General features: G+C 65.3%; 25 protein-coding genes and 1 riboswitch. Of the genes, 5 read left to right on the top strand and 20 right to left on the bottom strand.

Features of this window, described 5'->3' with window-relative positions; genetic code table 11:
* The first annotated feature begins 60 nt into the window (after window positions 1-60).
* Window positions 61-537, top strand: a complete 477-nt coding sequence (locus GA0061099_RS08825) for a hypothetical protein (protein WP_036020431.1) — start codon at window positions 61-63, stop codon at window positions 535-537.
* Here the strand turns inward: GA0061099_RS08825 and GA0061099_RS08820 are convergent.
* The 4 genes from GA0061099_RS08820 to GA0061099_RS08805 form a co-directional block, all read right to left on the bottom strand.
* On the bottom strand, window positions 534-1,976 hold the full coding sequence (locus GA0061099_RS08820) for an MATE family efflux transporter (RefSeq protein ID WP_036020448.1): 1,443 nt from the start codon (window positions 1,974-1,976) through the stop codon (window positions 534-536). The genes GA0061099_RS08825 and GA0061099_RS08820 overlap by 4 nt on opposite strands.
* Window positions 1,977-2,342: 366 nt before the next feature.
* Entirely contained in the window at window positions 2,343-3,395 is a 1,053-nt protein-coding gene (locus GA0061099_RS08815; protein WP_036020446.1) for a hypothetical protein, read from the bottom strand.
* A 105-nt stretch (window positions 3,396-3,500) separates the two neighbouring features.
* Complete coding sequence (locus GA0061099_RS08810; protein ID WP_035996379.1) at window positions 3,501-3,914, bottom strand: PAS domain-containing protein; 414 nt, start codon at window positions 3,912-3,914, stop codon at window positions 3,501-3,503.
* A gap of 105 nt (window positions 3,915-4,019) precedes the next feature.
* Window positions 4,020-5,156 (bottom strand): 2'-deoxycytidine 5'-triphosphate deaminase, encoded by a 1,137-nt coding sequence (locus tag GA0061099_RS08805; RefSeq protein ID WP_085971949.1) that lies wholly within the window; start codon window positions 5,154-5,156, stop codon window positions 4,020-4,022.
* An 80-nt stretch (window positions 5,157-5,236) separates the two neighbouring features.
* A riboswitch (SAM riboswitch) is annotated at window positions 5,237-5,316 on the top strand.
* A gap of 76 nt (window positions 5,317-5,392) precedes the next feature.
* On the opposite strand from GA0061099_RS08805, the gene GA0061099_RS08800 reads away from it, so the two are divergent.
* A complete protein-coding gene (locus GA0061099_RS08800) occupies window positions 5,393-6,580 on the top strand; it encodes an O-succinylhomoserine sulfhydrylase (RefSeq protein ID WP_036020428.1) in 1,188 nt (395 codons plus the stop codon).
* Between the two features lie 117 nt (window positions 6,581-6,697).
* On the opposite strand, the gene GA0061099_RS08795 is transcribed toward GA0061099_RS08800, so the two are convergent.
* From GA0061099_RS08795 to GA0061099_RS08785, 3 genes are read right to left on the bottom strand one after another with little or no spacing between them, the layout of a single operon-like run.
* Window positions 6,698-7,687: an SGNH/GDSL hydrolase family protein gene (locus GA0061099_RS08795; protein WP_036020425.1), complete on the bottom strand. Its 990-nt coding sequence runs from the start codon at window positions 7,685-7,687 to the stop codon at window positions 6,698-6,700.
* A gap of 12 nt (window positions 7,688-7,699) precedes the next feature.
* Window positions 7,700-8,479 (bottom strand): SGNH/GDSL hydrolase family protein, encoded by a 780-nt coding sequence (locus tag GA0061099_RS08790; RefSeq protein ID WP_036020422.1) that lies wholly within the window; start codon window positions 8,477-8,479, stop codon window positions 7,700-7,702.
* Window positions 8,479-9,735 carry an OpgC domain-containing protein gene (locus tag GA0061099_RS08785; protein ID WP_036020420.1) on the bottom strand — a complete coding sequence of 419 codons (1,257 nt, stop codon included), beginning with the start codon at window positions 9,733-9,735 and terminating at the stop codon, window positions 8,479-8,481. Before GA0061099_RS08785 ends, GA0061099_RS08790 begins: the two co-directional genes overlap by 1 nt.
* A gap of 194 nt (window positions 9,736-9,929) precedes the next feature.
* Between GA0061099_RS08785 and apaG the strand changes: the two genes are divergently transcribed.
* The gene (gene apaG, locus GA0061099_RS08780; RefSeq protein ID WP_024337101.1) at window positions 9,930-10,322 is read left to right on the top strand and encodes a Co2+/Mg2+ efflux protein ApaG; all 393 of its coding nucleotides are present in this window, start codon (window positions 9,930-9,932) and stop codon (window positions 10,320-10,322) included.
* Between the two features lie 188 nt (window positions 10,323-10,510).
* Here the strand turns inward: apaG and GA0061099_RS08775 are convergent, their stop codons facing one another.
* The 3 genes from GA0061099_RS08775 to GA0061099_RS08765 form a co-directional block, all read right to left on the bottom strand.
* On the bottom strand, window positions 10,511-11,518 hold the full coding sequence (locus GA0061099_RS08775; protein WP_036020418.1) for an Hsp33 family molecular chaperone: 1,008 nt from the start codon (window positions 11,516-11,518) through the stop codon (window positions 10,511-10,513).
* Window positions 11,519-11,795: 277 nt separating this feature from the next.
* Window positions 11,796-12,731: an ornithine carbamoyltransferase gene (gene argF, locus GA0061099_RS08770; protein ID WP_036001658.1), complete on the bottom strand. Its 936-nt coding sequence runs from the start codon at window positions 12,729-12,731 to the stop codon at window positions 11,796-11,798.
* Complete coding sequence (locus tag GA0061099_RS08765) at window positions 12,731-13,939, bottom strand: aspartate aminotransferase family protein (RefSeq protein ID WP_036020415.1); 1,209 nt, start codon at window positions 13,937-13,939, stop codon at window positions 12,731-12,733. Before GA0061099_RS08765 ends, argF begins: the two co-directional genes overlap by 1 nt.
* A gap of 459 nt (window positions 13,940-14,398) precedes the next feature.
* Here GA0061099_RS08765 and GA0061099_RS08760 point away from each other — a divergent pair, with 459 nt between their 5' ends.
* The gene (locus GA0061099_RS08760; protein WP_036001664.1) at window positions 14,399-14,911 is read left to right on the top strand and encodes a GcrA family cell cycle regulator; all 513 of its coding nucleotides are present in this window, start codon (window positions 14,399-14,401) and stop codon (window positions 14,909-14,911) included.
* A gap of 299 nt (window positions 14,912-15,210) precedes the next feature.
* On the opposite strand, the gene phoB is transcribed toward GA0061099_RS08760, so the two are convergent.
* From phoB to GA0061099_RS08710, 10 genes are all read right to left on the bottom strand, one after another.
* Window positions 15,211-15,918 carry a phosphate regulon transcriptional regulator PhoB gene (gene phoB / locus GA0061099_RS08755; protein ID WP_008143479.1) on the bottom strand — a complete coding sequence of 236 codons (708 nt, stop codon included), beginning with the start codon at window positions 15,916-15,918 and terminating at the stop codon, window positions 15,211-15,213.
* Window positions 15,919-15,940: 22 nt separating this feature from the next.
* A complete protein-coding gene (phoU, locus tag GA0061099_RS08750) occupies window positions 15,941-16,657 on the bottom strand; it encodes a phosphate signaling complex protein PhoU (RefSeq protein WP_036001670.1) in 717 nt (238 codons plus the stop codon).
* A gap of 11 nt (window positions 16,658-16,668) precedes the next feature.
* Window positions 16,669-17,490 (bottom strand): phosphate ABC transporter ATP-binding protein PstB, encoded by an 822-nt coding sequence (gene pstB / locus GA0061099_RS08745; protein WP_036020413.1) that lies wholly within the window; start codon window positions 17,488-17,490, stop codon window positions 16,669-16,671.
* Window positions 17,487-18,332, bottom strand: a complete 846-nt coding sequence (gene pstA / locus GA0061099_RS08740) for a phosphate ABC transporter permease PstA (RefSeq protein ID WP_036001676.1) — start codon at window positions 18,330-18,332, stop codon at window positions 17,487-17,489. Before pstA ends, pstB begins: the two co-directional genes overlap by 4 nt.
* Window positions 18,333-18,336: 4 nt before the next feature.
* Complete coding sequence (gene pstC / locus GA0061099_RS08735; protein WP_036020411.1) at window positions 18,337-19,326, bottom strand: phosphate ABC transporter permease subunit PstC; 990 nt, start codon at window positions 19,324-19,326, stop codon at window positions 18,337-18,339.
* Window positions 19,327-19,461: 135 nt separating this feature from the next.
* On the bottom strand, window positions 19,462-20,475 hold the full coding sequence (pstS, locus tag GA0061099_RS08730; RefSeq protein WP_036001732.1) for a phosphate ABC transporter substrate-binding protein PstS: 1,014 nt from the start codon (window positions 20,473-20,475) through the stop codon (window positions 19,462-19,464).
* A 149-nt stretch (window positions 20,476-20,624) separates the two neighbouring features.
* Window positions 20,625-21,917: an ATP-binding protein gene (locus GA0061099_RS08725; RefSeq protein ID WP_036020408.1), complete on the bottom strand. Its 1,293-nt coding sequence runs from the start codon at window positions 21,915-21,917 to the stop codon at window positions 20,625-20,627.
* A 46-nt stretch (window positions 21,918-21,963) separates the two neighbouring features.
* Entirely contained in the window at window positions 21,964-23,019 is a 1,056-nt protein-coding gene (locus tag GA0061099_RS08720) for a lysylphosphatidylglycerol synthase domain-containing protein (RefSeq protein WP_036001683.1), read from the bottom strand.
* A gap of 448 nt (window positions 23,020-23,467) precedes the next feature.
* Window positions 23,468-23,770 (bottom strand): hypothetical protein, encoded by a 303-nt coding sequence (locus GA0061099_RS08715; RefSeq protein ID WP_036001688.1) that lies wholly within the window; start codon window positions 23,768-23,770, stop codon window positions 23,468-23,470.
* 2 nt (window positions 23,771-23,772) lie between these two features.
* Window positions 23,773-25,167, bottom strand: a complete 1,395-nt coding sequence (locus GA0061099_RS08710; RefSeq protein WP_036020406.1) for an OmpA family protein — start codon at window positions 25,165-25,167, stop codon at window positions 23,773-23,775.
* Window positions 25,168-25,331: 164 nt separating this feature from the next.
* Here GA0061099_RS08710 and GA0061099_RS08705 point away from each other — a divergent pair, with 164 nt between their 5' ends.
* Window positions 25,332-26,390 carry a polysaccharide deacetylase family protein gene (locus GA0061099_RS08705; RefSeq protein WP_036020404.1) on the top strand — a complete coding sequence of 353 codons (1,059 nt, stop codon included), beginning with the start codon at window positions 25,332-25,334 and terminating at the stop codon, window positions 26,388-26,390.
* The last annotated feature ends 13 nt before the right edge of the window (window positions 26,391-26,403 follow it).

The following is a 26,403-nucleotide window of genomic DNA, read 5'->3' as shown; positions in this document are numbered from 1 at the left end:
CCCTCGTGCGTCCGGTCGGCTCCGCTCTCCCGGCGGCGCCACGCACGCGAGGAGCATGCCATGAGAGGTGCGGACAAGGTGATCTGCCAGGCGGCCGCGGTGCTGCTGCTGTTTTCAATCTCGAGCGTGCCGGCAAAGGCGCAATTCCTCGGCGGCGGAGGAGCCGGCGGCGAGGACATGATGACCCAGATGGCGCCGATGCTGGAGATGATGAAGGCGAAGATGGGCAAGCGCCGCTTCGCCATGCTGATGCAGACCATGGGGCCGATGATGAGCCGCATGATGGAGAACGGCGGCGGCGGGCTCGGCGGCTTGATGGGCGGCGGCAATTTCGGCGGCGGATTGGGTGCACCGAGCTACGGCGGCTACACGCCGATGGGCGGCGGCACCATGCCGGTCGGGATCGGCAGCATGGGCGGCGGCGACATCATGGGCATGCTCGGCGGCAGCGGCGGCAGCGACATGATGGCGATGATCCCGCAATTGATGCGTCTCGCCAATACCGGCGGCGGCCATCGCCGCCACAAGCGTCGCTAGTCCGCAGCCGAAAGCGCCGGCTTGATCGCAGGCTTCGTCTCGCGCGGTCCCCAGCGTGTCAGCACGACGCTGGAGCACGACAAGAGGCCGAGCACGACCATCGAGCTCGCGGCGAGCCAGAAGAAGCTCTGCGCGCTGGCGCCGTGCCTCGACAGCCACCAGCCGATTCCGGCGATGTAGATCAGCCGCGCGGTCTGCGCCAGCACGGGCCCGATCACCTTGGCCGCGCCTTGCGAGGAGAAATACATCGTCGTTGCCAGGCCGAAGAAGGCGTAGAACGGCCCGACCGTCGAAAGATATTGATGGCTCGCCGCGCGCACCGCCACACTGTCGGTGAACATGTTGACCCAGAGATCGGGGAAGATCGCAACGAGGCACGCCGGCACGCCGACCGCCACGAAAGCAGCAACGCTGGCGGTCCAGGCGATGCGCCGGGCCCGCGCGATGCGGCCGGCGCCGATCGCCATCCCGACCATCGGCACGCAGGCGATGCCGAACGAGAATGCGATCGAGGTCAGCAGGAATTCGAGCCGCGCGCCGACGCCGTAGCCGGCGAGGATCGCAGTGCCGAACTGCGCCAGCATGTGCGTGAAGATCGAGATCGTCAGCACCGATTGCAGCGGCGAGAAGCAGGCGATGGCGCCGACCTTGAGGATGTCGAAGAACATCGCCCATTGGATGCGCAGGCCGCGCAGCTTCAGCGTGATCCGCGCGCGGCCGGAGAACAGGTACCAGCTCATGATGCCGATGTTCATAGTGTAGGCGATCAGCGCGCCGGCGGCGACGCCGCGCATGCCGAACTGCGGCACTGGCCCGAGCCCGAGACCGAGCGTGCCGCCGAGCACGATCTGCCAGGCCGCGGAGTTGAGGATCAGGAACGACGGCAGCTTCATGTTGCCGGTGCCGCGCAGGATGCCCGCCATGGTGTTGAGCAGCCAGGGCAGCACGGCGCCGCCGAAGAACACCTGCGTGTAGGCGATCGCATGCGTCAACACATCGCCGCGGCCGCCGAGCATCTCGAGCAGCCTCGGCCCGAAGATCAACACGCCCAGCATGAAGACGAATCCGAAGCTGATGCCGATAAGCATCGCGTGCACGGCCAATGTGCCGGCGCGCTCGCGATTGCCGGCGCCGAGCGCACGCGCGATGGCCGAGGCCACCGCGCCGCCCATGGCGCCGCCGGACATCGTCATGGTCAGAATGATCGTCGGAAACACCAGCGCCATCGCCGCCAGCGCCTCGACGCCGAGCCGGCCGACATAGGAGGTCTCGGCGATCACCACGCAAATGCCGGCCGACAGACCGATCGCGTTCGGCCAAGCGAGCGAGAGCAGCGTCCGCAGGATCGGCCCATCCGTCAGAGCGCTTCTGATCGGCGCCGGAGGCGGCGGCAGCGGGCGCTCTTGCTCATCGACCGGGATTTCGGCGATGTCGGACATGTCCTCTCCCGGGCGCAGGCGCCGTTTGCAGCGCAGCAATCACTTGGTGTGCCAATGGCGTCGTTCGCGCGAATGGCGCGGCTGAGGCGTGTTAGCACGGCGTGCTCCGATTCTGCCTGCGCCCGATGCAGGCGTGCCCTGCGGCAGCGCATTTCAAGCGGTGGAATTCGTTCTTCTCCCTCTCCCCGTTCTTACGGGGCCGCGACGAGCCTTGCTCGCGCCGAGAGCGTCGGGGTGAGGGGCTCTATCCGCGAAGACGGCGAGAGCTGGACTCGCGGAGACTCCCCCTCACCCCGGATTGCATCTTCGATGCAATCCGACCTCTCCCTGCAAGCGGGGCGAGGTGAAGTCCGTTGCGGCCGTCGCCTAACCGATGGTCCACACCAGCGGCGGGCGCCCGCCTACCGCGGTGCGCATCTGCACGCCGATATGCCGTCCGCAGCCTGCGGCGAGACCCTCAAACAATCCCTCCAGCACCTTCGCGCAGGCGCGATGATAATCGGCGATGTCGTCCATCAGCTTCCAGCTCTGCTGCCGGATCTCGAACGTGCCTTCCGATTGCGTAATCTCGGCCGCATCATCCTGCGCGGCGAGCAGCGCGTTCAGGAACGATGCGAATTCTCGCGCGCCGCCGCGGGTCGTCGCCAGCGCCGCGGCGACCTCGTCGAAATATTGCATGCCGATCAGCTTGCCGGTGAGGTGCAGCAGATAGCCGGCATCCTCCGGACCGAACAGCTGCACCATCACGGGCGCGGCAGTGCGGACATATTCCATCGCGTAATTGCGATAGGCCTTTTCCAGCCGCGGTCTTGGCCAGCTCGCGACCGGCAATGCGGGCGCCGTCGTCGCATCGAACAAAGGCGCCTCCAGGTGCCGCGCGAACACCAGGCGCTCGTCGAGCTCGAGCGGATGGTCGTAAAGATGGTAATAGCCTTCGAGCCCGTCCTGGCCGTCGACGCTCTGCTTGGTGCAGACGAAGCCGAGCCTGAGATCGCCGAGCGCAACTCCGTTGTTGGCGTGCCAGCCGCGCAGCATGGCGCGGGAGACTTCGCCCGGCACACCACAGATCGCGGTGCCCTTCCAGATCCAGCGCGGCGGCGGATAGCGGATCCAAGCCTTGGTGTCGCTCTCGTACATGTATTCGACATGCACGCCGCCGATCCAGTTGGAGAGATAGTGGTATTGCGCAGCCGCGACCGCCGGCGGCAGATGGTCGATCCCGAGCTTGCTGAGCCCCGGCAGGAAACGCTCCTGCTGCTGGCGACGAAACACGCGGAAGACGAATTCTGCGGCATCCGCCGTGCCGCGGCGCGTGACGACGGTGAGGATCAGCCCGGTGAAGTAAGCGTGATAGAGATCGGCGACGGCGCGCCAGCGCTTCCATTGCGCGTGCTGCGCGAGGTCTGGTGCGATAGTCATGTTCGCTCCCTGATCATGGTTTTGATCGAGTGTGTCACCGCCGCCGGTGACAGGCAACATGACGCGCGTGCAGGCCTCCCTGCGCGGCTTTCCGTCAATTCCGCATCACGAATTTTGCGCCGCCTTGGCCGCCCGTTCGCGCTCAACGCGCTCCGTGACGTCGCGAGCCATCGCCACCGATCCCTGCACCGCGCCATCGTTGTCTCGCACCAATGCGAAGGTCATCTCGATGTAGAGCTTGCGCCCGCTCTTGTGCAGCGCGCGGGTCAGCGTCGGCTTGCCCGCAAGCTTCATGGTGCCGCTCGCGAGCGCGGCGTCGAAGCCTTTCCAGTGCGCGGCGCGAAGATGTTCGGGAATGATCAGATCGAGGTTCTGGCCGAGCGCTTCGTCGGCCGTGAAGCCGAACAGCGCGGTCGATGCGCGATTCCAGCGTGTGATCGTGCCGGAGCGATCGGAATAGATCAGCGCGTCCGCGACGTCGTTGATGATCTGTGCGTCGAGTTGGGATGGCTCAATCATGTCACCACCTTGTAGCCCGGATGGAGCAAAGCGTAATCCGGGATCGCGCCACAAGTGAGACCTTCCCGGATTACGCTTGCGCTCCATCCGGGCTACAGGATCGGGCTACACCCGAAAATGCTTCGAGAGCTTGAGGCCTTGCGCCTGGTAGTTGGAACCGATGCGCTGGCCGTACACCGCGTCGGGGCGGGCCAGCATCTTCTCGTAGACGAGGCGGCCGACGATCTGACCGTGCTCGAGGATGAACGGCACCTCGCGCGAGCGCACCTCCAGCACGGCGCGCGATCCCAGCCCGCCAGCGCCGGCATAGCCGAAACCGGGATCGAAAAAGCCGGCATAGTGCACGCGGAATTCGCCGACCAATGGATCGAACGGCACCATCTCCGCGGCGTAGTCGGGAGGCACCTGCACCGCTTCCTTGGAGGCGAGGATGTAGAACTCGCCGGGGTCGAGGATCAGGCTGCCGTCGGGACGCGCCGAGATCGGCTCCCAGAAATCCTCCACCGCGTAGCCCGCGCGGCGGTCGACATCGACGACGCCGGTGTGGCGCTTGGCGCGATACCCGACGAAGCCGCTCGCCTTCTCGCCGGAGAGATCGACCGAGACGGCAACGCCGCCCGAGAGATCGGCATGGTCGATGTCGACGAGACGCTCGCTGGCGTGCAGCGCATCGAGCTCGTCGGCATTGAGGATGGCATCGCCGGTGCGGAAGCGCACCTGGCTGAGACGCGAGCCCTCGCGCACCAGCACAGGAAACGTCTTCGGGCTGATCTCGGCGTAGAGCGGGCCGTGATAGCCGGCGCCGATCATGTCGAAGCGGCGGGTGCCGTCGGCGATGACGCGGGTGAAGACGTCGAGCCGGCCGGTCGAGCTCTTCGGATTGGCGGCAGCGACGATCTCCGGCGGCAGCGCGAGGCTCTCGAGCAGCGGCACGATGTAGACGCAGTTGGTCTCGAGCACCGCGCCGTCGGCGAGGCTGAACTCGTGCAGCTTCAGCTCGTCGATGCGCTCTGCCACGGTGGCACCGGGCCCGGGGAGGAAGCTGGCGCGGACCCGATAGGCGATGTCGCCGAGGCGCAGATCGAGGCTCGCCGGCTGGATCTGGCTCTCGACGAAGTCGTAGGTGGGCAGGATGAGACCTTCTTCCGCCATCGCCGCGATCATGCGGTCGGGCAGGATACCATTGGCGTCGGCGGCGACCGTGAACGTCAACCGGGGGTCCTCATCAGGGGCCGAATGCATCCGGACATGCCGGAAATACAAGTCTTTTACGGCTATCCGATGGACGCCTTGACGGAAAGGGCATTGCGGAATATGAGCATCACTTATCCCGTGGTGATTTGAGCCGGCCGGCTTGCAGCCACGTTAAATAAGTCGCTAAACAGGCCGGGGACCTCTGTGATCCCGGCCCGTGGAGATATCCAGGCCGGTTTTTTTGTGACCGTTTTCGCCTCGACGGTCATGTCGGAGAGGGTCCTATGTCGAAGTCGTCTGCTGCCTATCGCCCCGAAACCCGCCTGGTCCATTCCGGCACCCTGCGCTCGCAATATGGCGAGACCTCGGAGGCGCTGTTCCTGACGCAAGGCTATGTCTACGCCAGCGCGGAGGAGTGCGAGGCGCGCTTCAAGGGCGAAGATCCCGGCTTCATCTATTCGCGCTATTCCAACCCGACGATTGCAATGTTCGAGCGCCGCATGATCGAGCTCGAAGGCGCCGAGGCCGCGCGCTCGGCGGCAACCGGCATGGCGGCGGTGACGACCGCGATCCTGGCGCCGCTCAAGGCCGGCGATCACGTGGTCGCCTCCCGTGCGCTGTTCGGCTCCTGCCTCTACGTCATCCAGGACCTGTTGCCGCGCTACGGCATCGAGGCCACGCTGGTCGATGGGCTCGATCTCGACCAGTGGCAGCGGGCGCTGAGGCCCAACACCAAGACGTTCTTCCTGGAGAGCCCGACCAACCCGACGCTGGACGTGCTCGACATCCCTTCGATCGCCGAGATCGCGCACAAGGGCGGCGCGCGGCTCGTCGTCGACAACGTGTTTGCAACCCCGATCTGGCAGAGCCCGCTCGCGCTCGGCGCCGACGTCGTCGTCTACTCCGCGACCAAGCACATCGACGGCCAGGGCCGCTGTCTCGGCGGCATCATCCTGTCCTCCGAAGCCTTCATCGCCGAGCACATCCACAATTTCATGCGCCAGACCGGCCCGTCGATTTCGCCGTTCAATGCCTGGGTCCTGCTCAAGGGCCTGGAGACGCTGGGCGTGCGCGTGCGCGCGCAGACCGACAATGCCGCGCGCATCGCCGAGGTGCTGGCGAGCCATCCCAAGATCTCGCGACTGGTCTATCCCGGCCGGGCCGATCATCCGCAGGCGGCGCTGGTGAAGAAGCAGATGCGCGGCGGCTCGACGCTGGTCGGCTTCGAGGTGAAGGGCGGCAAGGCGGCGGCCTTCCGTGTGCTCAACGAATTGAAGCTTGCCAAGATCTCCAACAATCTCGGCGACGCCAAGAGCCTCGTCACGCATCCGGCGACGACGACGCATCAGCGCCTCAAGCCGGAGGACCGCGCCGCGCTCGGCATCAGCGAGGGCTTCATCCGCTTCTCGGCGGGGCTGGAGCACGCGGATGACCTGATCGAGGATCTCACCGCGGCGCTGGAAAAGGCGTGAGGGAAGCGAGGTCTCGTAGGGTGGATTAGCCGAAGGCGTAATCCACCTCTTCTGCATTCGCGGAGATAGACAGCGGTGGGTTACGGCTTCGCCTAACCCACCCTACGTCGATGACCTCTACATCGGCCGGTACGTTCTCACATCGGCGGGCACGCTCACACCGAGCTTGATCTGGCCGACGGAGCGGATGATGTCGTCGCCGAGCAGCTGGGCGAAGCAGGCATAGCCCCAATCGTTCATGTGCAGGCCGTCGGCGATGACGAAGCTCTCGACCGGGATCGACTGGTTCTCGTGCCAGTCGCGCATCACCTCGAAGCGGGGGAAAATGCCGACCTTGCGGAGCTCGGCGACGTTGCCGAGCAGCTTGATCATCTTGCCGGCGCTCTCCTTGCGCTGGTTGACGGCCGGCGAATATTGCGGATCGACCAGCACGATGTCGGTGCCGCCGGCGGCCTGAATGCGGCTGATGCCGTCCTCGACCAGCTTGGCCGTATCGGCAGGATCGAGATTGCGCAGCACGGCGTTGGTGCCGACCTGCCAGATCACGAGATCCGGATGCCTGTCGATCACCTGCGTCTGCAGACGCTTCATCATCTCGGGGGCGTCCTCGCCGCCGACGCCGGCATTGATGACGCTGATGTCGGCGGTCGGATAGTGCCGGCGCAGCTGCGCGGCGAGACGATTGGGGTAATTGAACTCCGGCGAGCTCGCGCCGAACCCCTGGGTCGACGAGGAGCCGAAAGCGACGATGACGACGGGCTGGCCGGCGACCAGCTTGCTCGCAACATGCGGCAGCGAGCCCATCGCCTTGGAGCCGCCCTTCGGCGGCAGGCAGGGCACGCGGCTGAAGATGTCGGCGGCGGACTTTGCGACCTCCTTCACCTTGTCGATGGCGCGCGAGGTGACGCCGCGCTGCTCGGGCGACCTCGCGGCGACGGTGGTCTGGGACGGCGTAGCGGGCGCGGGATCAGGCGACTGGGCGGGTGCGGGGGTCGCCGGCTGTGCAGCCGGCGTCTGCGCATGCGAGGCGGGCGTCAGCAACAACAGCACTGCTGTTGCAGGCACGGCCAGCCATGACGTCAGGCAAAAAGGGCGGAGAGAACTCATTAACGCTAGACCTCAATTTTGCTGCTGGGCCGGCTCCAGATGAGCAGCGTCAATCACGAACTGTGCCAACGCCCGGCCAAGGCAATCATGGACCTGCTTCGCCAGCTCAGGCCCGCGGGACGGGTTGAACAGGTCGAACTGACCCTGTTCATTCCACTGCCGCATGATCGCGAAACGATCGAACAGCGGGATGTCGTGCTCCTGTGCCACGACGCGCATATTATCGAGAAAAGGCTGCGCCGAGATCATGGTCTCGGTGCGCGGGCTATATTGCAAATTCATCAAGACGACGTCCGCCCCTGCCTTTTGCAACGCAACAACCCCGTCGGTCACCGCGCTACGAAATTCGTCGGGATCGATGGATCGGATAGCATCCACGGTCCCGGTCTGCCAGATGACCAAAGTAGGCGTTTTTGCTTCCATCAGCTTAACGAAGGTGGACGCGGTCTCCTCTGCCGTTTTCTTGCTCTGTATTTCTACGGAGACGTGCACCGGCTCGGAGGGCGGCAGTTTCTCCTTGAGGATCGCCTCCATGCGCGCCGGATAGGAGCTGCTCTCCGACGACGGAATCGTGGTCGAGCGGCTGCCGATCACCAGGATGTCGAGCGGTTTGCCGGCCTTGATCGCCTCGGCGACCTTGGGCAGCTGGCTTTCGCTGGTCAGCAGATAGGACGGCAGTTCGCAGGCCGCAGGCATAGGGGATGCGGCAGACGCGGCATCGCCCGCGCGCGCCGTGGGCGCGGCGAGGTTACCGCATAGCAGGACCAGGCTCAGGAGAACCTTCGCCTTCATCAGCCCCCTCCCGCCAGATCGGCGTTGCCGACGGCGTTTTTGGTTTTCGCACCGCTCTTGTCAGCCACACGCTTGTACCACGAAATGACCCAGGCCACCCCCCACATGATCAGGATTCCGGAGAGGCTAATCAACGCATGCATGACCGGCCCGCCGGAGATTTCGGCGAGGACGAAATGGCCGGCAAAGGCCAGGAAGACGCCGAGGCAGAAGATCTCGAGCGAATGCTGACCACATAGAATCAATGGTCGCAGCCAGCGCGATTTCAAGCCCGGCCAGTCGCGGGGCAGGAAGCGTACGGTCAGCGCCGCCAGCGCCAGGAAGTGCGCGAAGCGCAGCACGTCGAGGTCGGTCTTGTCGATCGGATACATCCATTGTTCGATCTGCTTCGGCATGAACTGGGAGAGCTGGGGCACGTACCAGGTCAAGGTCACGTAGAACGCCGCGATGAGATAGGCGATCGAGATCCACATCGTCACGGGCGAGGCCAGGATGCCCGACATGCGACGCGCACCTCCGAGCGCGCACCAGGCACCGAACACGAACAGCAATTGCCAGGCGAAAGGATTGAAGGCCCAGAAGCCGTTCGGATAGGCCGACAGGTAAAGGTCGTACTCCCAGGTCACCGCGTAGAGCAGGACCGACAGCCCGAGCGTGACGTCCGGCCGCCATTTCATCGACCACAGGATCAGAGGCAGCGCCAGCATCAGCACGATGTAGAGCGGCAGCACGTCCATGTTGACGGGACGGAAGCGCAGCAGCAGCGCTTGCACGATGGTGACGTCGGGCTGCTTGAGGAAGTCCATGATGCCCATCTCTTCGGTGTAGAGCGGGTTCTCGAACCTGGTCGCCACATAGGAGATCTCGGCGAGAAAGATCGTGAACAGGAAGACGTGGGCGACGTAGATCTGCCAGACCCGGCGCAGGATGCGCGCGGTGGCGATGAGAACGCCGCTCTCCAGCATGGCCCGGCCATAGACGAAGGCCGCGGTGTAGCCGGAGATGAAGATGAAGATCTCGGTGGCGTCGCTGAGGCCGTAATTGCGGATCGTGAACCAGGTCAGCAGACTGGGCGGCAGATGGTCGATGAAGATCAGCCACAGCGCGAGCCCGCGGAACAGATCGAGCCGGAGCTCGCGCTCGCCGATGGCGGGCAGCGTGATGGCCGGTGCCGCGGCGCGCGCCTTGGTCCCCGCAGGCTTGGCGCCCGCGGTTCCTGCGATGGTCGATCCCGTCACTTGGTCGGCAATGGTCATCGGGGCCTGGAAACCGTTCCGCAAATCGCGACGTCGAAGCAGTGTAATGGTCCGGGTGTCGTCTCGCAAAGCGCGCGGATCACATAAGGGTGTCTCCCTCGGTGGTGTGCTTTTCCTCCAATTCTGGCGGGACGATGTCGCCAAAGCCGCCGGCGGGGTTTGGTTCCCGAGGCGGATTCGGTATGATGACAGCCATGTACCGCGCCGTGACCCGCCAGATCGAAGTGACCGTCGAGCCGAACTTTGTTCCGGAGCAATCGTCGGCCGACCGCTCGCGCTACTTCTGGTCCTACACCATCGTCATCACGAATTCGGGCGAGGAGACCGTGCAGCTCAAGACACGGCACTGGATCATCACCGATGCCTCCGGCCGCCAGCAGGAGGTGAAGGGCGAAGGCGTGGTCGGCGAGCAGCCGATCCTCGCCCCCGGCGAACGCTTCGAATACACCTCCGGCGTGCCGCTCTCGACCGCCTCGGGCTTCATGACCGGCCGCTACCAGATGGTCAGCGAAACCGGCGAGCGTTTCGAGATCGACGTGCCGACGTTTTCGCTGGACAGCCCCGACAACAAGCGGGTGTTGAATTAGAGAGGCGAGTTCGCCGTAACACTCACAACTGTCATGCCCCGGCTTGACCGGGGCATCCAGTACGCCGCGGCCTCTCGTTTCGATCAGCATCGTCTCGGAGTACTGGATCGCCGGATCAAGTCGGGCGATGACACCGCGCGTGTGGCACTGCTCCACTCGACATTGCGAGTGCAGCGACGCGGGTAGGCTCAGGCGTCCTCGACGCCCGCCTCGTGCGGCGTGAACTGGTACACCGACGAACAGAATTCGCAGGTGACGACGACCTTGTCGTCCTTGACCATGGCGGCGCGGTCGTCGTGCGAGAAGCTCTTGAGCATCGCGGCGACCGCATCGCGCGAGCAGGAGCACCGCGCCTCGAGCACCTGCGGATTGAACACACGCACGCCGCGCTCCTGGAAGAGGCGGTAGAGCAACCGCTCGCCGGAGAGCTCGGGATCGATCAGCTCGACGTCTTCGACCGTCTCGATCAGCGAGCGTGCCTCGACCCAGGCATCGTCTTCCGCGACGCTGTGCACCTCGGTGCCGTCGGGCGCATCGCCGGGATGCAAGTCCGCCTGCCGCGCGCGCTCCGGCGCCTTCGGCAGAAATTGCATCAGCATGCCGCCGGCGCGCCAGCGATGCTTGCCGCCGTCGCTCGAGCGCCACTCCTCGCCGACCGCGAGGCGCACGCGCGTCGGGATCTGCTCGGAGCGCAGGAAATATTCGTGGGCGGCGTCTTCCAGGCTGCCGCCGTCGAGCGCAACCAGGCCCTGGTAACGGCTCATGTCGGGGCCCTGGTCGATGGTCATGGCGAGATGGCCGCGGCCGAGCAGCGTGCCGGAATCCTTGGCCGTGCCCAGGCGCGAGGCGTCAAAGCGCGCATAGGCGCGCAGGCGGTCCGGGGCCTTGTAGTCGACCACCAGGAACGACACCGGACCGTCGGTCTGGGCCTGAAGAATGAAGCGGCCCTCGAATTTCAGCGTCGAGCCGAGCAGCGTCGTCAGCACGATGGCCTCGCCGAGCAGCTTGCCCACGGCTGCGGGATAATCGTGCTTGGTGAGAATGTCGTCGAGCGCGGGGCCAAGCCGCACCAGGCGCCCGCGCACGTCAAGCGCGTCGACCTCGTAAGGCAGCACGGCGTCATCGATCGGAACCGATGATGGCGCGCGAACCGGGCCTTCAGGCCCGGTGTTCATGTCAGGAGATTGGGAAACCATGGCGCTTTATCTGGGGTCGGAGGGCGGAAATGGAAGGGGCGCGTTCCGGATGCGATGAGGGTGCACAACGCTACAGCAAGCTCGGTGTCGTCCCGGGGCGCGCAACGCGCGAGCCCGGGACCCATAACCACAGGACCACGTCATCGAGCGAGATGGCAACTCCGAGTCTTCGCCAAACGACTTCCTGTGGTTATGGGTCCCGGATCTGCGCGCGCTTTTGGCGCGCTTGTCCGGGACGACAATTGCGTGTGAGGCCGCAGCGGGGCCTCTGGCGGGCCTACTTCACCGCGTCGAAGCACCAGGCCAAGATGCCCTTCTGCGCGTGCAGGCGGTTTTCGGCCTCATCGAACACGACCGATTGCGGCCCGTCGATCACCTCGTCGGTGACCTCCTCGCCGCGATGGGCCGGCAGGCAATGCATGAACAGCGCATCTCGCTTCGCCAGCGACATCAGCTTGGCATTGACCTGGTAGGGCTTGAGCACGTTGTGGCGGTGCTCGCCCTCCTTGTCGCCCATCGACACCCAGGTGTCGGTGACGACGCAATCGGCGCCGCGCACGGCGGCTTCCGGATCGGTGCCGAGCACGATCGGCGCGCCCGTCGCCTTGATCCAGTCGCGCATGGCCTTTTTCGGTGCGAGCTCCGGCGGCGTTGCGACATTGAGCTGGAATTTGAAGCGCTCGGCGGCATGGGCCCAGGACGCCAGCACGTTGTTGTCGTCGCCGGTCCAGGCCACCGTCTTGCCCTCGATCGGGCCGCGATGTTCCTCATAGGTCATGAGGTCGGCCATCACCTGGCAGGGATGCGAACGCCGCGTCAGGCCGTTGATGACGGGCACGGTGGCGTTGGCCGCAAGCTCCAGCAGCGCATCATGGTTGAGGATGCGGATCATGATGGCGTCGACATAGCGCGACAGAACCCGCGCGGTGTCGGCGATGGTCTCGCCGCGGCCGAGCTGCATCTCGGCGCCGGTGAGCATGATCGCCTCGCCGCCGAGCTGGCGCATGCCGACGTCGAACGAGACGCGGGTGCGGGTCGAGGGACGCTCGAAGATCATCGCCAGCGTCTTGCCTTCGAGCGGCCTGACCGGCTGCTGCGCCTTCTGCTTCGCCTTCATCGCCGAAGAGGCGGCGAGCATGCTCTTGAGCTCCGAGAGCGGCAGCTCGTTGATGTCCAGGAAGTGCTTGGGGGCTTTGTTGGGCGTCGTGCTCATCAGCTTGCCGCCCGCTTGGTCTGGCTGGAGGAGATCGCAGCGCAGGCGCGCTCTAACCGGCCGACGCTGTCCTCGATCTCCGCTTCCGTGACGATCAGGGGCGGCAGGAAGCGCACGACATTGTCGCCGGCCCCGACGGTGAGCAGCTTTTCGGCGCGCAGCGCCGCGACGAGATCGCCCGAGGGCACCACCGCCTTGATACCGATCAGCAGGCCCTCGCCGCGCACCTCGCTGACGATTTCGGGATGACGATCGATCACGGAGGCGAGCTTCTGCTTGAGCAGCAGCGACATCTTCTGCACGTGGTCGAAGAAGCCGGGCTTGAGCATGACGTCGAGCATGGCATTGGCAGCCGAGATCGCGAGCGGATTGCCGCCGAAGGTCGAGCCGTGCGAGCCGGGCCCCATGCCGGCCGCCGCGTCCGCGGTCGCCAGCACCGCGCCGATCGGAAAGCCGCCGCCGAGCGCCTTGGCGAGCGACATCACATCCGGTGTGACGCCGGTGCGCTTGTAGGCAAAGAGCTCGCCGGTGCGGCCCATGCCGGTCTGCACCTCGTCGAAGGCGAGCAACAGGCCGCGCTCGTTACAGAGTTCGCGCAGCGCCCTCAGGAAGGCGTGAGGTGCAGAACGAACGCCACCCTCGCCCTGGATCGGCTCGATGAGAATGCCGGCGGTGTGCGGACCGATCGCCTTCTTCACGGCGTCGAGATCGCCGTGCGGCACCTGATCGAAGCCGTCCATCGGCGGACCGAAGCCCTCGAGATATTTCGCAGAGCCGGTGGCGGCGAGCGTCGCCAGCGTGCGGCCATGGAAGGCACCCTCGAAGGTGATCATGCGGTAACGCTCCGGATGCCCCTTGGAGAAGTGATGGTGGCGCACCAGCTTGATCACGCCTTCCAGCGCCTCGGCGCCGGAATTGCAGAAGAACACGAAGTCCGCAAAGCTCTCATTGCAGAGGCGGCTTGCGAGCTTCTCGCCGTCAGGGCTCTGGAACAGGTTCGACATGTGCCAGAGCTTGGTCGCCTGCTCCTGCAACGCCTTGACCAGCGCGGGATGGACATGGCCGAGCGCATTCACCGCGACACCCGAGGTGAAATCGAGATAGCGATCGCCGTTGGTCGCGATCAGCCAGCAGCCTTCGCCGCGCTCGAAACCGAGGTCGGCCCTGGCGAAAACGGGGAGCAAATGCGGCGCTGCGCTGTTAGTCATGACGTCACTTGAATGTTGCGGACGGTGTGAGGCATGCATTGCGCGACGCACCATCGACCGGCCCCGGAAAACGAAACGTGCCGCCTTTTAAGGGCGGCACGTGGCACTATCTTATGCCTGGCAAGACGGGTGTCAATGCCGCCCGGAAAGCCTCGCGAAACGCTGATTCCGTAGTCTTGCGGTGCCGATTTTGCGGGTTTTTCACCACGGAACATGTGGAAGCGAGTCGGCGGACTCTTGCGCGGGAGTCACGCCATATTGTAGCGTTTGGACTGTCAGATACGACATCTCGTGCAGCAGTTCTGATCCCAGAAGTCCTCATGTACCGGCGTAAACGTTCGGGCGTCTTGAGCGCGCCCGGCGAGCCTTAAGGGATTCTGACGGCACGGGTTTTTCAAGGCTAAAGCATTCGCTGCGAAGGCCCCAGGATGGCAGGCCCGCAGCGAGGGAAAGGGTGCAATGACGGTTTTGACCTGGTCCGATGATCGCGTCGAGCAGCTGAAGAAGCTCTGGGAGGCCGGACTTTCGGCCAGCCAGATCGCGGCGGAGCTCGGCAATGTGACCCGCAATGCCGTGATCGGCAAGGTGCACCGGCTCGGCCTGTCCGGCCGCGCCAAGAGCCCTTCATCGGCAGCGCCGCGGCCGCGCAAGGCACGGCCCGCGCAGCATATGATGCGGGTGACCCGCCCCGTCGCGCGCGGCAACACCGCGTTGGCGCAGGCCTTCGAGGTCGAGTTGGAAGCCGAGCCGGTTACCTACGACAACGTGGTGCCGATGAGCCAGCGGCTGTCGCTGCTGGAATTGAACGAGGCGACCTGCCACTGGCCGGTCGGCGATCCCTCGAGCCCGGATTTCTTCTTCTGCGGCGGCAAGGCGCTCTCCGGCCTGCCCTATTGTGCCCAGCATTCGCGCGTGGCCTATCAGCCCGCAGCGGATCGCCGTCGCGCAGCACCGAAACCGGGCACGCGGTGAGCTTGCGGAATTCCCTGATCGCCAAGCTTTGATCGCCAAGCTTGATCGCCAAGACTGCAGCCGCCACACGATGACGGCTCCCAATCGCTCGGTGTCATCCCCGCGAATGCGGGATCCGTAACCGCGGGGCGCAATCGTTGCGCGAGATGGTCACTCCGAGTCTTCGCCAAACCACGTCCTGTGGCTAATCGCGAATAGCGCAAGCGCTCGCGCTGAGATCCCGGGCTCACGCTGCGCGCGCCCCGGGATGACGGCCGAGATCGGCGCCGCAGTTCGCCAAACCAGCTGTCGCTGGCGCCTTACGTCTGCTCAGCCTTCGCGAAGCGATCGTCCAGCGCGTAGCCGGCGCCGCGGACGGTGCGGATCGGGTCCTGCTCGCGGCCAAGGTTGAGCAGCTTGCGCAGGCGGCCGATATGGACGTCGACGGTGCGCTCGTCGATGTAGATGTCGCGGCCCCAGACGCTGTCGAGCAGCTGCTCGCGCGAGAACACGCGGCCGGGATGCTCCAGGAAGAACTCCAGCAGGCGATATTCGGTCGGACCGAGATCGATCGGCCGGCCCGAGCGCGCCACGCGGCGCTTGTCGCGGTCGAGCTCGATATCGCCATAGGCGAGCACGGTGGCGAGGCGCTCGGGACTCGCACGCCTGAGCAGGCCCTTCACGCGCGCAAGCAGTTCCGGCACCGAGAACGGCTTGACGATATAATCATCCGCGCCGGTCGCGAGCCCGCGCACCCGTTCGCTCTCCTCGCCGCGCGCGGTGAGCATGATGATCGGCAGCTGCTTGGTCTCGGGGCGGGTCCGAAGCCGCCGGCACAGCTCGATGCCTGACAGGCCCGGCAGCATCCAGTCGAGCACGATCAGATCGGGAATGTGCTCCTTGAGGCGGGTGTCGGCGTCATCGCCGCGCATCACCGTCTCGACGTCATAGCCGTCGCCTTCGAGGTTGTAGCGAAGAAGCTCGGTGAGAGCTTCCTCGTCCTCAACCACCATAATGCGTGCGCCCATGTGGTCGTAGCTCCTTAAGTCGTCAGGTGTTCGGCACCGTCGTGGCGAAGGTCGTCATGTCGCCCTTCGGCCGCTTGTCGGTGATCGCCTGGCCCTCGATCATGTAGAACACGGTCTCGGCGATGTTGGTGGCGTGGTCGCCGATCCGCTCGATGTTCTTGGCACAGAACATCAGGTGGATGCAGAACGAGATGTTGCGCGGATCTTCCATCATGTAGGTGAGGAGCTCGCGGAACAGCGAGGTGCAGATGGCGTCGACTTCCTCGTCGCCCTTCCACACCGCCATCGCCGCCGGCAGGTCGTGCGCGGCATAGGCGTCCAGCACCGACTTGACCTGCTGCTGCACGAGGTCGGTCATGTGCTCCAGGCCGCGGAACAGCTTGAGCGGATGGAAATCCGTCTCCAGCGCCGCGACGCGCTTGCCCATGTTCTTGGCGAGATCGCCGATGCGCTCGAGATCGGTCGCAACGCGCATCGCGCCGACGATCTCGCGCAGGTCGACGGCCATCGGCTGGCGGCGGGCGATGGTGAGCACGGCGCGCTCCTCGATGCGCTTCTGCAGCGCGTCGAGCTCGACGTCGGTGGCGACGACGCGCTGGCCGAGCGCGACGTCGCGGCGGATCAGCGCGTCGACGGAATCGACGATCATGCGCTCGGCGATGCCGCCCATCTCGGCGACCAGGCGGGTGAGCTCCTGAAGGTCGCTGTCGAAAGCCTTTACGGTATGTTCAGAACCCATGTTCCGTCTCCTCAGCCGAACCGGCCGGTGATGTAATCCTGCGTGCGCCGATCGCTCGGCGACGTGAAGATCTTGCTGGTGTCGTCGAACTCGATCAACTCGCCGAGATACATGAAGGCGGTCTTGTCGGAAACGCGCGCCGCCTGCTGCATGTTGTGGGTGACGATCGCGATCGTGTAGTTCTCGGACAATTCCTGGATCAGCTCCTCGACCTTGGCGGTCGAGATCGGGTCGAGCGCCGAGCAGGGCTCGTCAAACAGGATCACCTCGGGCCGCACCGCGACGGTGCGGGCGATGCAGAGGCGCTGCTGCTGGCCGCCGGAGAGCGACAGGCCGGAGGCATTGAGCTTGTCCTTGACCTCGTTCCACAGCGCGCCACCGCGCAGCGCCTTCTCGACGCGGTCGTCCATCTCGGACTTGGAGATCTTCTCATAGAGACGAATGCCGAAGGCGATGTTCTCGTAGATCGTCATCGGGAACGGCGTCGGCTTCTGGAACACCATGCCGACCCGGGCGCGGAGCAGGTTGAGGTCGAGCTTGGGGTCGAGGATGTTGGTATGGTCGAGCAACAGCTGACCGTCGGCGCGCTGGCCCGGATAGAGGTCGTACATCCGGTTGAAGATGCGCAGCAGGGTGGACTTGCCGCAGCCGGACGGGCCGATGAACGCCGTGACGCGGTTGGTGCCGAGCGCCAGGTTGATGTTCTTCAGCGCGTGGTGGTCGCCGTAGTAGAAGTTGAGGTTGCGCGCCGTGACCTTGGCGGGCGCCTCGGGCAGGGGCTGCGAGCCGGGATGAACGGACGGTGCGCTGACGGAAACAGACATTTCACTCATTTTGCAGTCCTCTCGGCGCCAAGGATGCGCGCGCCAATGTTAAGGGCAAGCACGGTCAGGGTGATCAACAGCGCGCCGCTCCAGGCGAGTTGCTTCCAATACTCGTAGGGGCTCTGCACGAAGTTGTTGATGGTGACAGGCAGGTTCGCCATCGTCTTGTTCAGGCCGAGGCTGAAGAACTGGTTCGACAGTGCCGTGAACAACAGCGGCGCGGTCTCGCCGGCGACGCGGGCGGTCGCCAGCAGCACGCCGGTGATGAGGCCGGAGCGCGCGGCACGATAGGCGATGCGCTTGATCACCAGCGAGCGCGGCAGGCCGAGCGCGCTGGCAGCTTCGCGCAACGGATTCGGCACCAGCAGTAGCATGTCTTCGGTGGTGCGCACGACGACCGGGATCACGATGACGGCAAGCGCCAGCGCGCCCGCAATCGCCGAGAAGCCGCGCATCGGCACCACCACCGCGCCATAGATGAAGAGGCCGATGATGATCGAGGGTGCCGACAGGAGAATGTCGTTGATGAAGCGGATCACCGAGGTCAGCTTGTCGTTGCGGCCGTACTCGGCGAGATAGGTGCCGGCGAACAGGCCGAGCGGCGCGCCGATGCCGACGCCGATCACGGTCATGATCAACGAGCCGACGATGGCGTTGCGCAGGCCGCCCTCGGTCGATCCGGGCGGCGGCGTGTCAGCTGTGAAGACCTGGAGGTTGAGCCCGGCCAAGCCGTTGTAGAGCAGCGTGACCAGGATCAGCGCGAGCCAGGTGACGCCGAAGGCGGCGGCTGCGATGCAGAGGCCGCGAATGACGATGTCCCAGCGGCGGCGGCGCGAATAGATCGGGTTCATGGCTTCACTTCCCGGCCTTGGTTTCGAGGCGCAGCAGCATCAAACGGGCGGCAGCGAGCACGAAGAACGTCAGCACGAACAGCAGGAGGCCGAGCAGGATCAGGCCGGACTGGTGCAGGCCGTCGCTCTCGGCAAATTCGGAGGCGATCGCCGCCGAAATCGTCGTGCCCGGCGCGAAGATCGACGAGGAGATCCGGAACGAGTTGCCGATGATGAAGGTCACCGCCATGGTCTCGCCGAGCGCCCGGCCCAGCGCCAGCATGACGCCGCCGATGATGCCGACGCGGGTGTAGGGGATCACCACGCTGCGGACGACCTCCCAGGTGGTGCAGCCGACGCCGTAGGCGGCTTCCTTCAGCACCGGCGGCACCGTCTTGAACACGTCGACCGAAATCGAGGTGATGAAGGGCAGCACCATGATGGCGAGGATCAGCGCGGCGTTGAACAGGCTGAGATAGGACGGGGGCCCTGCGAAGATCGCGCCCAGCACGGGGACGCCGTCGAACACCCTGATCATGAAAGGCTGGAAGGTGTTGGCCAGGAACGGGCCGAGCACGAAGAAGCCCCACATGCCGTAGATGATCGAGGGGATGCCGGCGAGCAGCTCGACCGCCATGCCGATCGGGCGGCGCAGCCATTGCGGGCAGAGCTCGGTGAGGAAGATCGCAATGCCGAGACCGACGGGAATGGCGATCAGCATCGCGATGAAGGAGGTGACGAGCGTGCCGTAGATCGGCCCGAGCGCGCCGAGCACCGGCGGATCGGCCGAGGGCGCCCAGCGCTGCGTCCACAGGAAGGAGATGCCGAACTCCTGGATCGCCGGTAAGGCGCCGACGATCAGCGAGATGATGATGCCGCCGAGGATCAGCAGCACCGAGATCGCGGACAACCGCGTGATCCAGTAGAAGGTGACGTCGCCGAGCTTGAACGCGCTCAAGGCCTTGGCGCGATCATATGGACCGGCAGCATCAATCACATTGCTCTCAACAGCCATCTCAGCCACGCCGATCCCCTATACCCGTTTTATGTACGCTTGTTGTTGGTGGCGCGCTCCGGATGCGGCAGGAGGCCGATCCGGAGCGGAGATCTTGCAGCGTCCCGGAACCGTGTCCGGGACACATATAGCGCCTTAGCTCTTGATCTCGGCAGCCCAGGTCTTCTCGATCTGCTGGACGACGCTGTCCGGCATCGGAATGTAGTCGAGCTCCTCGGCCATCTTGCCGCCGTTCTTGAAGGCCCAGCGGAAGAACTTGATCGCTTCCTGCGCGGCCGCCTTGTCGGTGGCGGACTTGTGCATCAGGATGAAGGTCGCCGCCGTGATCGGCCAGGACTTCTCGCCGGGCTGCTCGGTCAGGATGACGTAATAGCCGGGAGCCTTGGACCAATCGGCGTTGGAGGCGGCCGCCTGGAAGGCCTCGACGGTCGGCTGCACCGGCTTGCCGGCCTTGTTGACGAGACCGGTGTGGGTGAGCTTGTTCTGCTTGGCATAGGCGTATTCGACATAGCCGATCGAGTTCTTGGTCTGGCTGATGTTGCCCGACACACCCTCGTTGCCCTTGGCGCCGACGCCGACCGGCCACTCGACCGCGGTGCCCTCGCCGACCTTGCTCTTCCAGTCCGCGCTGGCCTTGGAGAGATAGTTGGTGAAGTTGAAGGTGGTGCCCGAGCCGTCCGAACGACGGACCACGGTGATGGCTTCTGACGGCAGCTTCGCGTTGGGATTGAGCTTCTTGATCGCGGCATCGTCCCACTTGGTGATCTTGCCGAGATAGATGTTGGCCAGGGTCTCGCCGTCGAACACCAGCTCGCCCGGCTTCACGCCCTCGATGTTGACGACGGGGACGATGGCACCCATCACCATCGGCCACTGGACGAGGCCGTCCTTCTCGAGCTGCTCGGCCTTGAGCGGCGCGTCGGTGGCGCCGAAGGTCACGGTCTTGGCCTGGATCTGCTTGATGCCGCCACCCGAGCCGATCGACTGGTAGTTCAGACCGTTGCCGGTCTCCTTTTTGTAGGCGTCAGCCCACTTCGAATAGATCGGGAACGGGAACGTCGCGCCGGCACCGGTGATGTCGGCCGCAAAGGCTACCGTCGTCGATGCGGCGACCAAGCCGGCAGCGACCATGGTTTTGAGGAAATTCATGCTGGTCTCCATACAGGGGAGCGAAGCGCCATCCGCGCCCGATCGCGCTCCCCGCGCCGCCGCTTTAGGGGCGGTCGGCTGTGCTTTTACGAAGGTTTCGTGACAGTTGGATGACGACACCAAGCAATTGAAATGGCTTGCGTTTCCAATCAAACCGGAGTCTTGATCTGGGGAAAACAGGCGGTGAAGGTGGCGCCCTGCCTGGGCACGCTTTCGATCAAAAGGCGGCCGCGATGACGGTTAAGGATATGTTTCACCAACGATAACCCGAGCCCGGTGCCGCCTTGCGAGCGGCTGTCGCCGACGTCGACCCGATAGAAGCGCTCGGTCAGCCGCGGCAGGTGCTCCGGCGCGATGCCCGGGCCGAAATCGCGGACCATGACCCGGATTTCCTGAGTTCCGTCAGCGGCGGCGCTCGAGGTCAGCGACACGATGACGCGCCCGCCGGAGGCGCCGTATTTGAGCGCGTTCTCGATCAGGTTCTCGAACAGGCGGAGCAGCTCCTCGCGGTCCCCCGCGATCATCACCGGCGGCTCCGGCAGGTGGATGTCCACCTCGACCTGACGCTCGCGCGCCAGCGGCTCGAGCCCGTCGGCGACCTGACGGATGATCGGGACGAGATCGACCAGGGTGTCGGGCCGGACATGGGCCGACAGCTCGACCCGCGACAGCGACAAGAGATCGTCGATCAGGCGCGCCATGCGCGTGGCCTGGTTGTGCATGATGCCGAGAAAGCGCTCGCGCGCCTTGGGATCGTCCTTGGCCTGGCCCTGGAGCGTATCGATGAAGCCCGACAGCGCCGCCAGCGGCGTGCGCAGCTCGTGGCTGGCATTGGCGACGAAGTCGGCGCGCATCTCCTCGACCCGGCGCAGCGGCGTCTGGTCGTGGAAGGTCATCAGCATGCATTTGTCGGCGCCGCCGAAGCTGGTCGGCACCGGTACCGGCGTGATGATCAGCTCCATCCAGCGATCAACCGGAACATGATCGAGATAGGTCGCGCGCCGCGGCTCGGTGGTCGCGATGGCCTCGCGCAGCGCGGTGATGATCTCCGGCGAGCGCAGCGCGAACTGGGCGAGCTCGTTCTTGCGCAGCGCCGGCGCGAGCTGGGCGGCGGCGGCGTTGAGGTGGATGACGCGGCCGGCCCGGTCGAGCAGCACCGCCGGATCCGGCATGCCGGCGACCACCGCGGCCACCGCCGCGCTCTCGACCGGGTTGATGCGTCTGACGTCGTCGCGGGAGGTGGCGGGATCGTGCAGCCGCCACGGGATCAAGGCAGCCGCCGCGATGCAGAGGAACACGATTGCAGCGTGCAGCGCCGACAATTCGCCGAGCGAGACCACGACGGACAGCGCCAGCGCCGCGGCGATCAGGATGATGGTCGAGTGCCGCAGCCGATCGGACCAGGGCTGGGCGGAGGGAGAAGAGGGGGCGTCGATCGCCATCGGGGCGGACTTCTCCTGGGGACTGTCCTTAAGGACCTGACACCGGTCAGGCGCCGCTGTCGCTGCGCTCTCTCACATAGGCGGCTTCAGGCGCCGGGCCGGGGTCCAGCTTGAGCGCCGCCTGTTGCAAGCGCTTCGATCGGGCGCCGATTATAACCTCTCGAAACGTCAGCAAGATTACAGATAAGACGAACGGAGACAGATAATAGAGGACGCGGAACAGGAGCATGCCGCCCAGCAGCTCCTCGCGGTCCATCTGCCAGAGCCCGACCAGCATGGCGGCATCGAACACCCCCAAGCCTCCGGGTGAATGGCTGGCGAAGCCGAGCAGGGTCGCCGAGACGAAGATCACCGCGACCATCACGAAGCCGAGATTGGGCTCGTCGGGGACCAGCACATACATCGCCAGCGCGCAGAAACCGAGATCGACGATGCCGATCGCGATCTGGAGCAGCGTCAGCGGGCCGCCCGGCAGCACCACCGTCCAAGGGCCGCGGCCGACCACCCGCGGCTGGCTCCAGACCCAGATCACGTAACCGATCAGCGCCACGATGATCATCAGCGCCAGTGTCCGGTTCAGCCAGACCGGCAGCTGGTCGATCGAGGCTGCCGCCTCCGGATGGTAGGCGATGCCGAGGCCGAGCACCGCGGCATTGCCCAGCCAGAAGGTCAGGCCGGCGAGAAAGCAGATTTTTGCGACGTCGATCGCGTTGAGCCCATAGGCCGAATAGATGCGGTAGCGCACCGCCCCGCCGGTGAAGACGGAGGCGCCGACATTGTGGCCGATCGAATAGCTGGTGAAGGCCGCGAGCGCGTTGATGCGATAGGGCACATGGGCATGGCCGATCGCGCGCGTGGCGAAGAGGTCGTAGAAGGTCAGCGTGAAATAGCCCGCAGTGACGAATAGCGCCGCCATCGCAATCTGGCTCGGCTCAGTGCTCTTGATCGCTTCGAGGACCTCGTTGAAATCAATGCCGCGCAGCATGTGGTAGAGCACGTAGCAAGCGATGCCGATGACCGCGATGCTGATCACGACTCCAAGCTTATGCAGGACTTGCTTCTGGCGCAGAAACGTCGTCGCCCTGCGTATGGCTTCCAGCATCTAGACCTCGAACAACGCTTCAGCGGCCAGGGTGGCCGGCGGACAGGCGGACGCGCAGGCATTCAACGAACCCTCGCCGCCGGCGCCGGAATCGCGCATGCCCCCTGCACCTCCACTAGCGCGTTTTCGGCCGAAGTGGAATTCGCCAATTCGAACAAAAACACGTGCCTTCAGTATTTTAGGCAGGGTTGCAGCTCCCAGTGCAGGGTTTGGCGCTTTCGTCGGCAAGGCTTGGCGCGAATCTCCAGGCGATCCTGCGCAGGGGCCATGAAGTTTTGATGATTTCGGCCGCACAATGTTCCGTCACGCCTTAAGCCAACGTCAATCTATGGAGCCGGCCTGCCTGTTGAAAGAGGGGTGACTGGAGCGGCCAGGTCCCGGTTTTCCAATGCGCCGAAAGGCCGCGGCGGAGCACACCCCGTCCCGCGCGTGAGGGTGCATAGCAACATCACACAGCGGCTGGCGGCGCGGTACGCGAGACCACCCGATCGCGCAGCCACGCTCCGATCGTGCCGCCGACGAGATAGCAGGCGAACATGATCAGGCCGAGGTCGAGCCAGTAGCCGAAGCGACCGGGGACCACATGGGTGAGAGAGGCCGCGACCAGGGCGGCGGCAAGCACTGCGAGCCACCGCGCAATCACCTTCGAGGTGCCGTTGCCGCGCTGGACCACCGAGATCCAGCCCATGCAGAAGCCCAGCAGCAGCGAGCCGATCAGCCAGCCCAGATGGAACGAGACGAGATAAGGCATCGTCACCTCACCAGAAATTCGATGCGGCGGTTCTGCGCCTTGCCTTCATCGGTGTCGTTGCCGGCGACGGGCTGCGTGCTGCCATGGCCGACCGCGGTGAAGCGGCTGGCAGGAAGGCCCGCCTTGACCAGATAGTCGATCACCGCCTGCGCGCGCTTTTCCGAAAGGGCCTGGTTGAAGGCATCCTCGCCATCGGCGTCGGTATGTCCGACGACCTCGATATTGGTGGTGGGGCAGCGCAGCGCAGTCTCGATGAGGCGATCGAGAATGCCGGCCGAGTCAGGATCGATGTCCGCGCGCCTGTTCGCGAAGCGGATCTTGCCCTTGGTCAGAAGCTCCGAGAACAATTGCTGGCACACGGTGCCGTCGACCGGGCCTGCGGCGGGCTTCACCGTGATCTCCGGCTTGTACTGCCAGTTCTTCGGGAAGTCCTTGCCGAGGCCTGCGCGCATCTCGTTGGCGGCGCCCTCGTAGAGCGCATCGCCCGAGAGCTTCACCTCGCGGTCGGAGACGACCAGCGTGCCGGTCGACAGCCGCGACAGCGCGCCGAGCGCGGCGATAACAGCCGTGCTGAAGGAGCCGGGGGCGCCGATACTGGCCTTGAGATTGTCGACGACCTTTTCGGTGAAGAACTTTCGCGAGGCGCTGGTGCCGATCGCGGCGTGGACGTTGTTGTCCGGAACATAGCCGGTCAGCGTCACCGTCGCAGCCACCGGATCCTTGTAGGCCTGGAAGATGTAGGGCGGCGCCTTGATCTCGTTGGCCGCAATCGAAAAACCCTCGGGCAGGTTCTTCAGCGCAGCCGCGATCGCCTCACGGCCGCCGAGCTCGCGCGCCATGCCCGACAGATTGACCTTGGTGTCGGTGATCGTGATCTTGCCGTCCTTCAGCTTGCCGATCTGATCCAGCAGCAGCATCGCGGCGGCTTCGAACCGAGGCGGCGCCCCGCGCGCCAGCCCCATCTGGTCGGCGACCTCGACGCCGCCGACTTCCTTGCGGGCCGCCTCGGTCAGCCGGGCCCTCATCGATGGCAGCGGCGCGGAGCCCGACAGCGTCACCCGCACCACGTCGCGCTCGGCATTCCACACGAAGGGCTTGGCCTCGGGAACGAGGCGGGTCCGGTCGTCGACCAGCCGCACGCCGGGCACGGTTTCGACCGCCATCACTGCGTCGCGGCGCCCCTCCTCGGAGAAGGCGTCCGCGGCCAGGCTGACGTCGCGGCCGTCGACCGCGATCCGGGTCTTGTCCAGAACGGTGTCCTTGAGCGCAGCCGAGCTGCGGGCCGACAGATCAGCCTCGACCGGTAAGGTATTATTCCAGGCCGCAAATCCCCACATGACGGCAAGGGGGATCAACCCCGGCCACCATTTGCTGGCCCACGAGAAAAGCTTCTGCATTCGACGACCCGACCTCTGGAAACGGAGACAAAACAAACCCTTGGCAGGCTGTCAAACCGGAAATGGCCCTGGTCCCAAGGCCCGGGTGGGACAATCGGAATAACTTTTTCTTCAAGGGTTCTTCCGTAAGTTGAGGCCGGAATGCCAAAGTCCCCCACCCGGTCATGAAACAACTGCGTAACAACGTCATCCGCGCCGGGCTGGGAGCACTCTATCTCAGCGGGGCGCACCACCTGTTGCGCCCGCTTTTGTCGGGCGTCGGCGCCATTTTCATGCTGCACCACGTGCGGCCGGCGCGCGAGGCTGCGTTCCAGCCGAACCGGCATCTCGAGGTCACCCCCGACTTCCTGCGCGCCACGCTGTGCCATTTGCGCTCGCGCGACATCGACATCGTCAGCATGGACGAGCTGCATGAGCGGCTGGTGCAGGGCCGGTTCGACCGTCGCTTCGCCGCCTTCACCCTCGACGACGGTTACCGCGACAATCTGGATTACGCGCTGCCGGTGCTGCGCGAATTTGACGCGCCGCTGGCAGTCTATGTCACGAGCGATTTTGCCGACGGCACCGGGCGATTGTGGTGGACGGCGCTGGAGGCCGTGATCGCCAAGGCCGAGCAGATCGACATTCAGATCGGCAATTCCGCCCTGCGGCTCGATGCGACCAGTGTCGCGGCGAAGCAGGCGGCATTCGACCGCCTGCACGACTGGCTGCGCGCGCTGCCGGGCGAGCACGATCTTGCGCGCGAGATCGGGGCGCTGTGCAGGACTCACGGCGTCGACATGGAAGCGCAGTGCCGCGGCCTCTGCCTGTCCTGGGCCGAGCTCAAGTCCTTTGCCGCCGATCCGCTGGTCACGATCGGCGCGCACAGCATCAGCCATTGCAATCTCGCCAAGCAGACGGAAGACATCGCCGCGCAGGAGATGGCCGCAAGCCGCGCGCGGATCGAGCAGGTGCTGGAGCGCCCCGTGCTGCACCTCGCCTATCCCTATGGCGACCGCGACGCCGCGGGCGCGCGCGAATTCGCCCTTGCCGCATCCGCCGGTTTCAAGACCGCGGTGACGACGCGGCCCGGCATGCTGTTCGCGGAGAACGCCGGCCACATGACCGCGCTGCCCCGCGTCTCGCTCAATGGCAATTATCAGGACGCGCGGATCCTGCCGGTGCTGACCTCGGGTGCCGCGACCGCGATGTGGAACGGCTTCCGCCGCATCGCGGCGGCGTAGGCCTCAATCTGCA

This window comes from Bradyrhizobium yuanmingense (genome assembly GCF_900094575.1).
GTDB classification, from domain to species: domain Bacteria; phylum Pseudomonadota; class Alphaproteobacteria; order Rhizobiales; family Xanthobacteraceae; genus Bradyrhizobium; species Bradyrhizobium yuanmingense.
The sequence above is the reverse complement of the archived record's forward strand: the minus strand, read 5'-3'. Positions and strand labels throughout refer to the sequence as shown.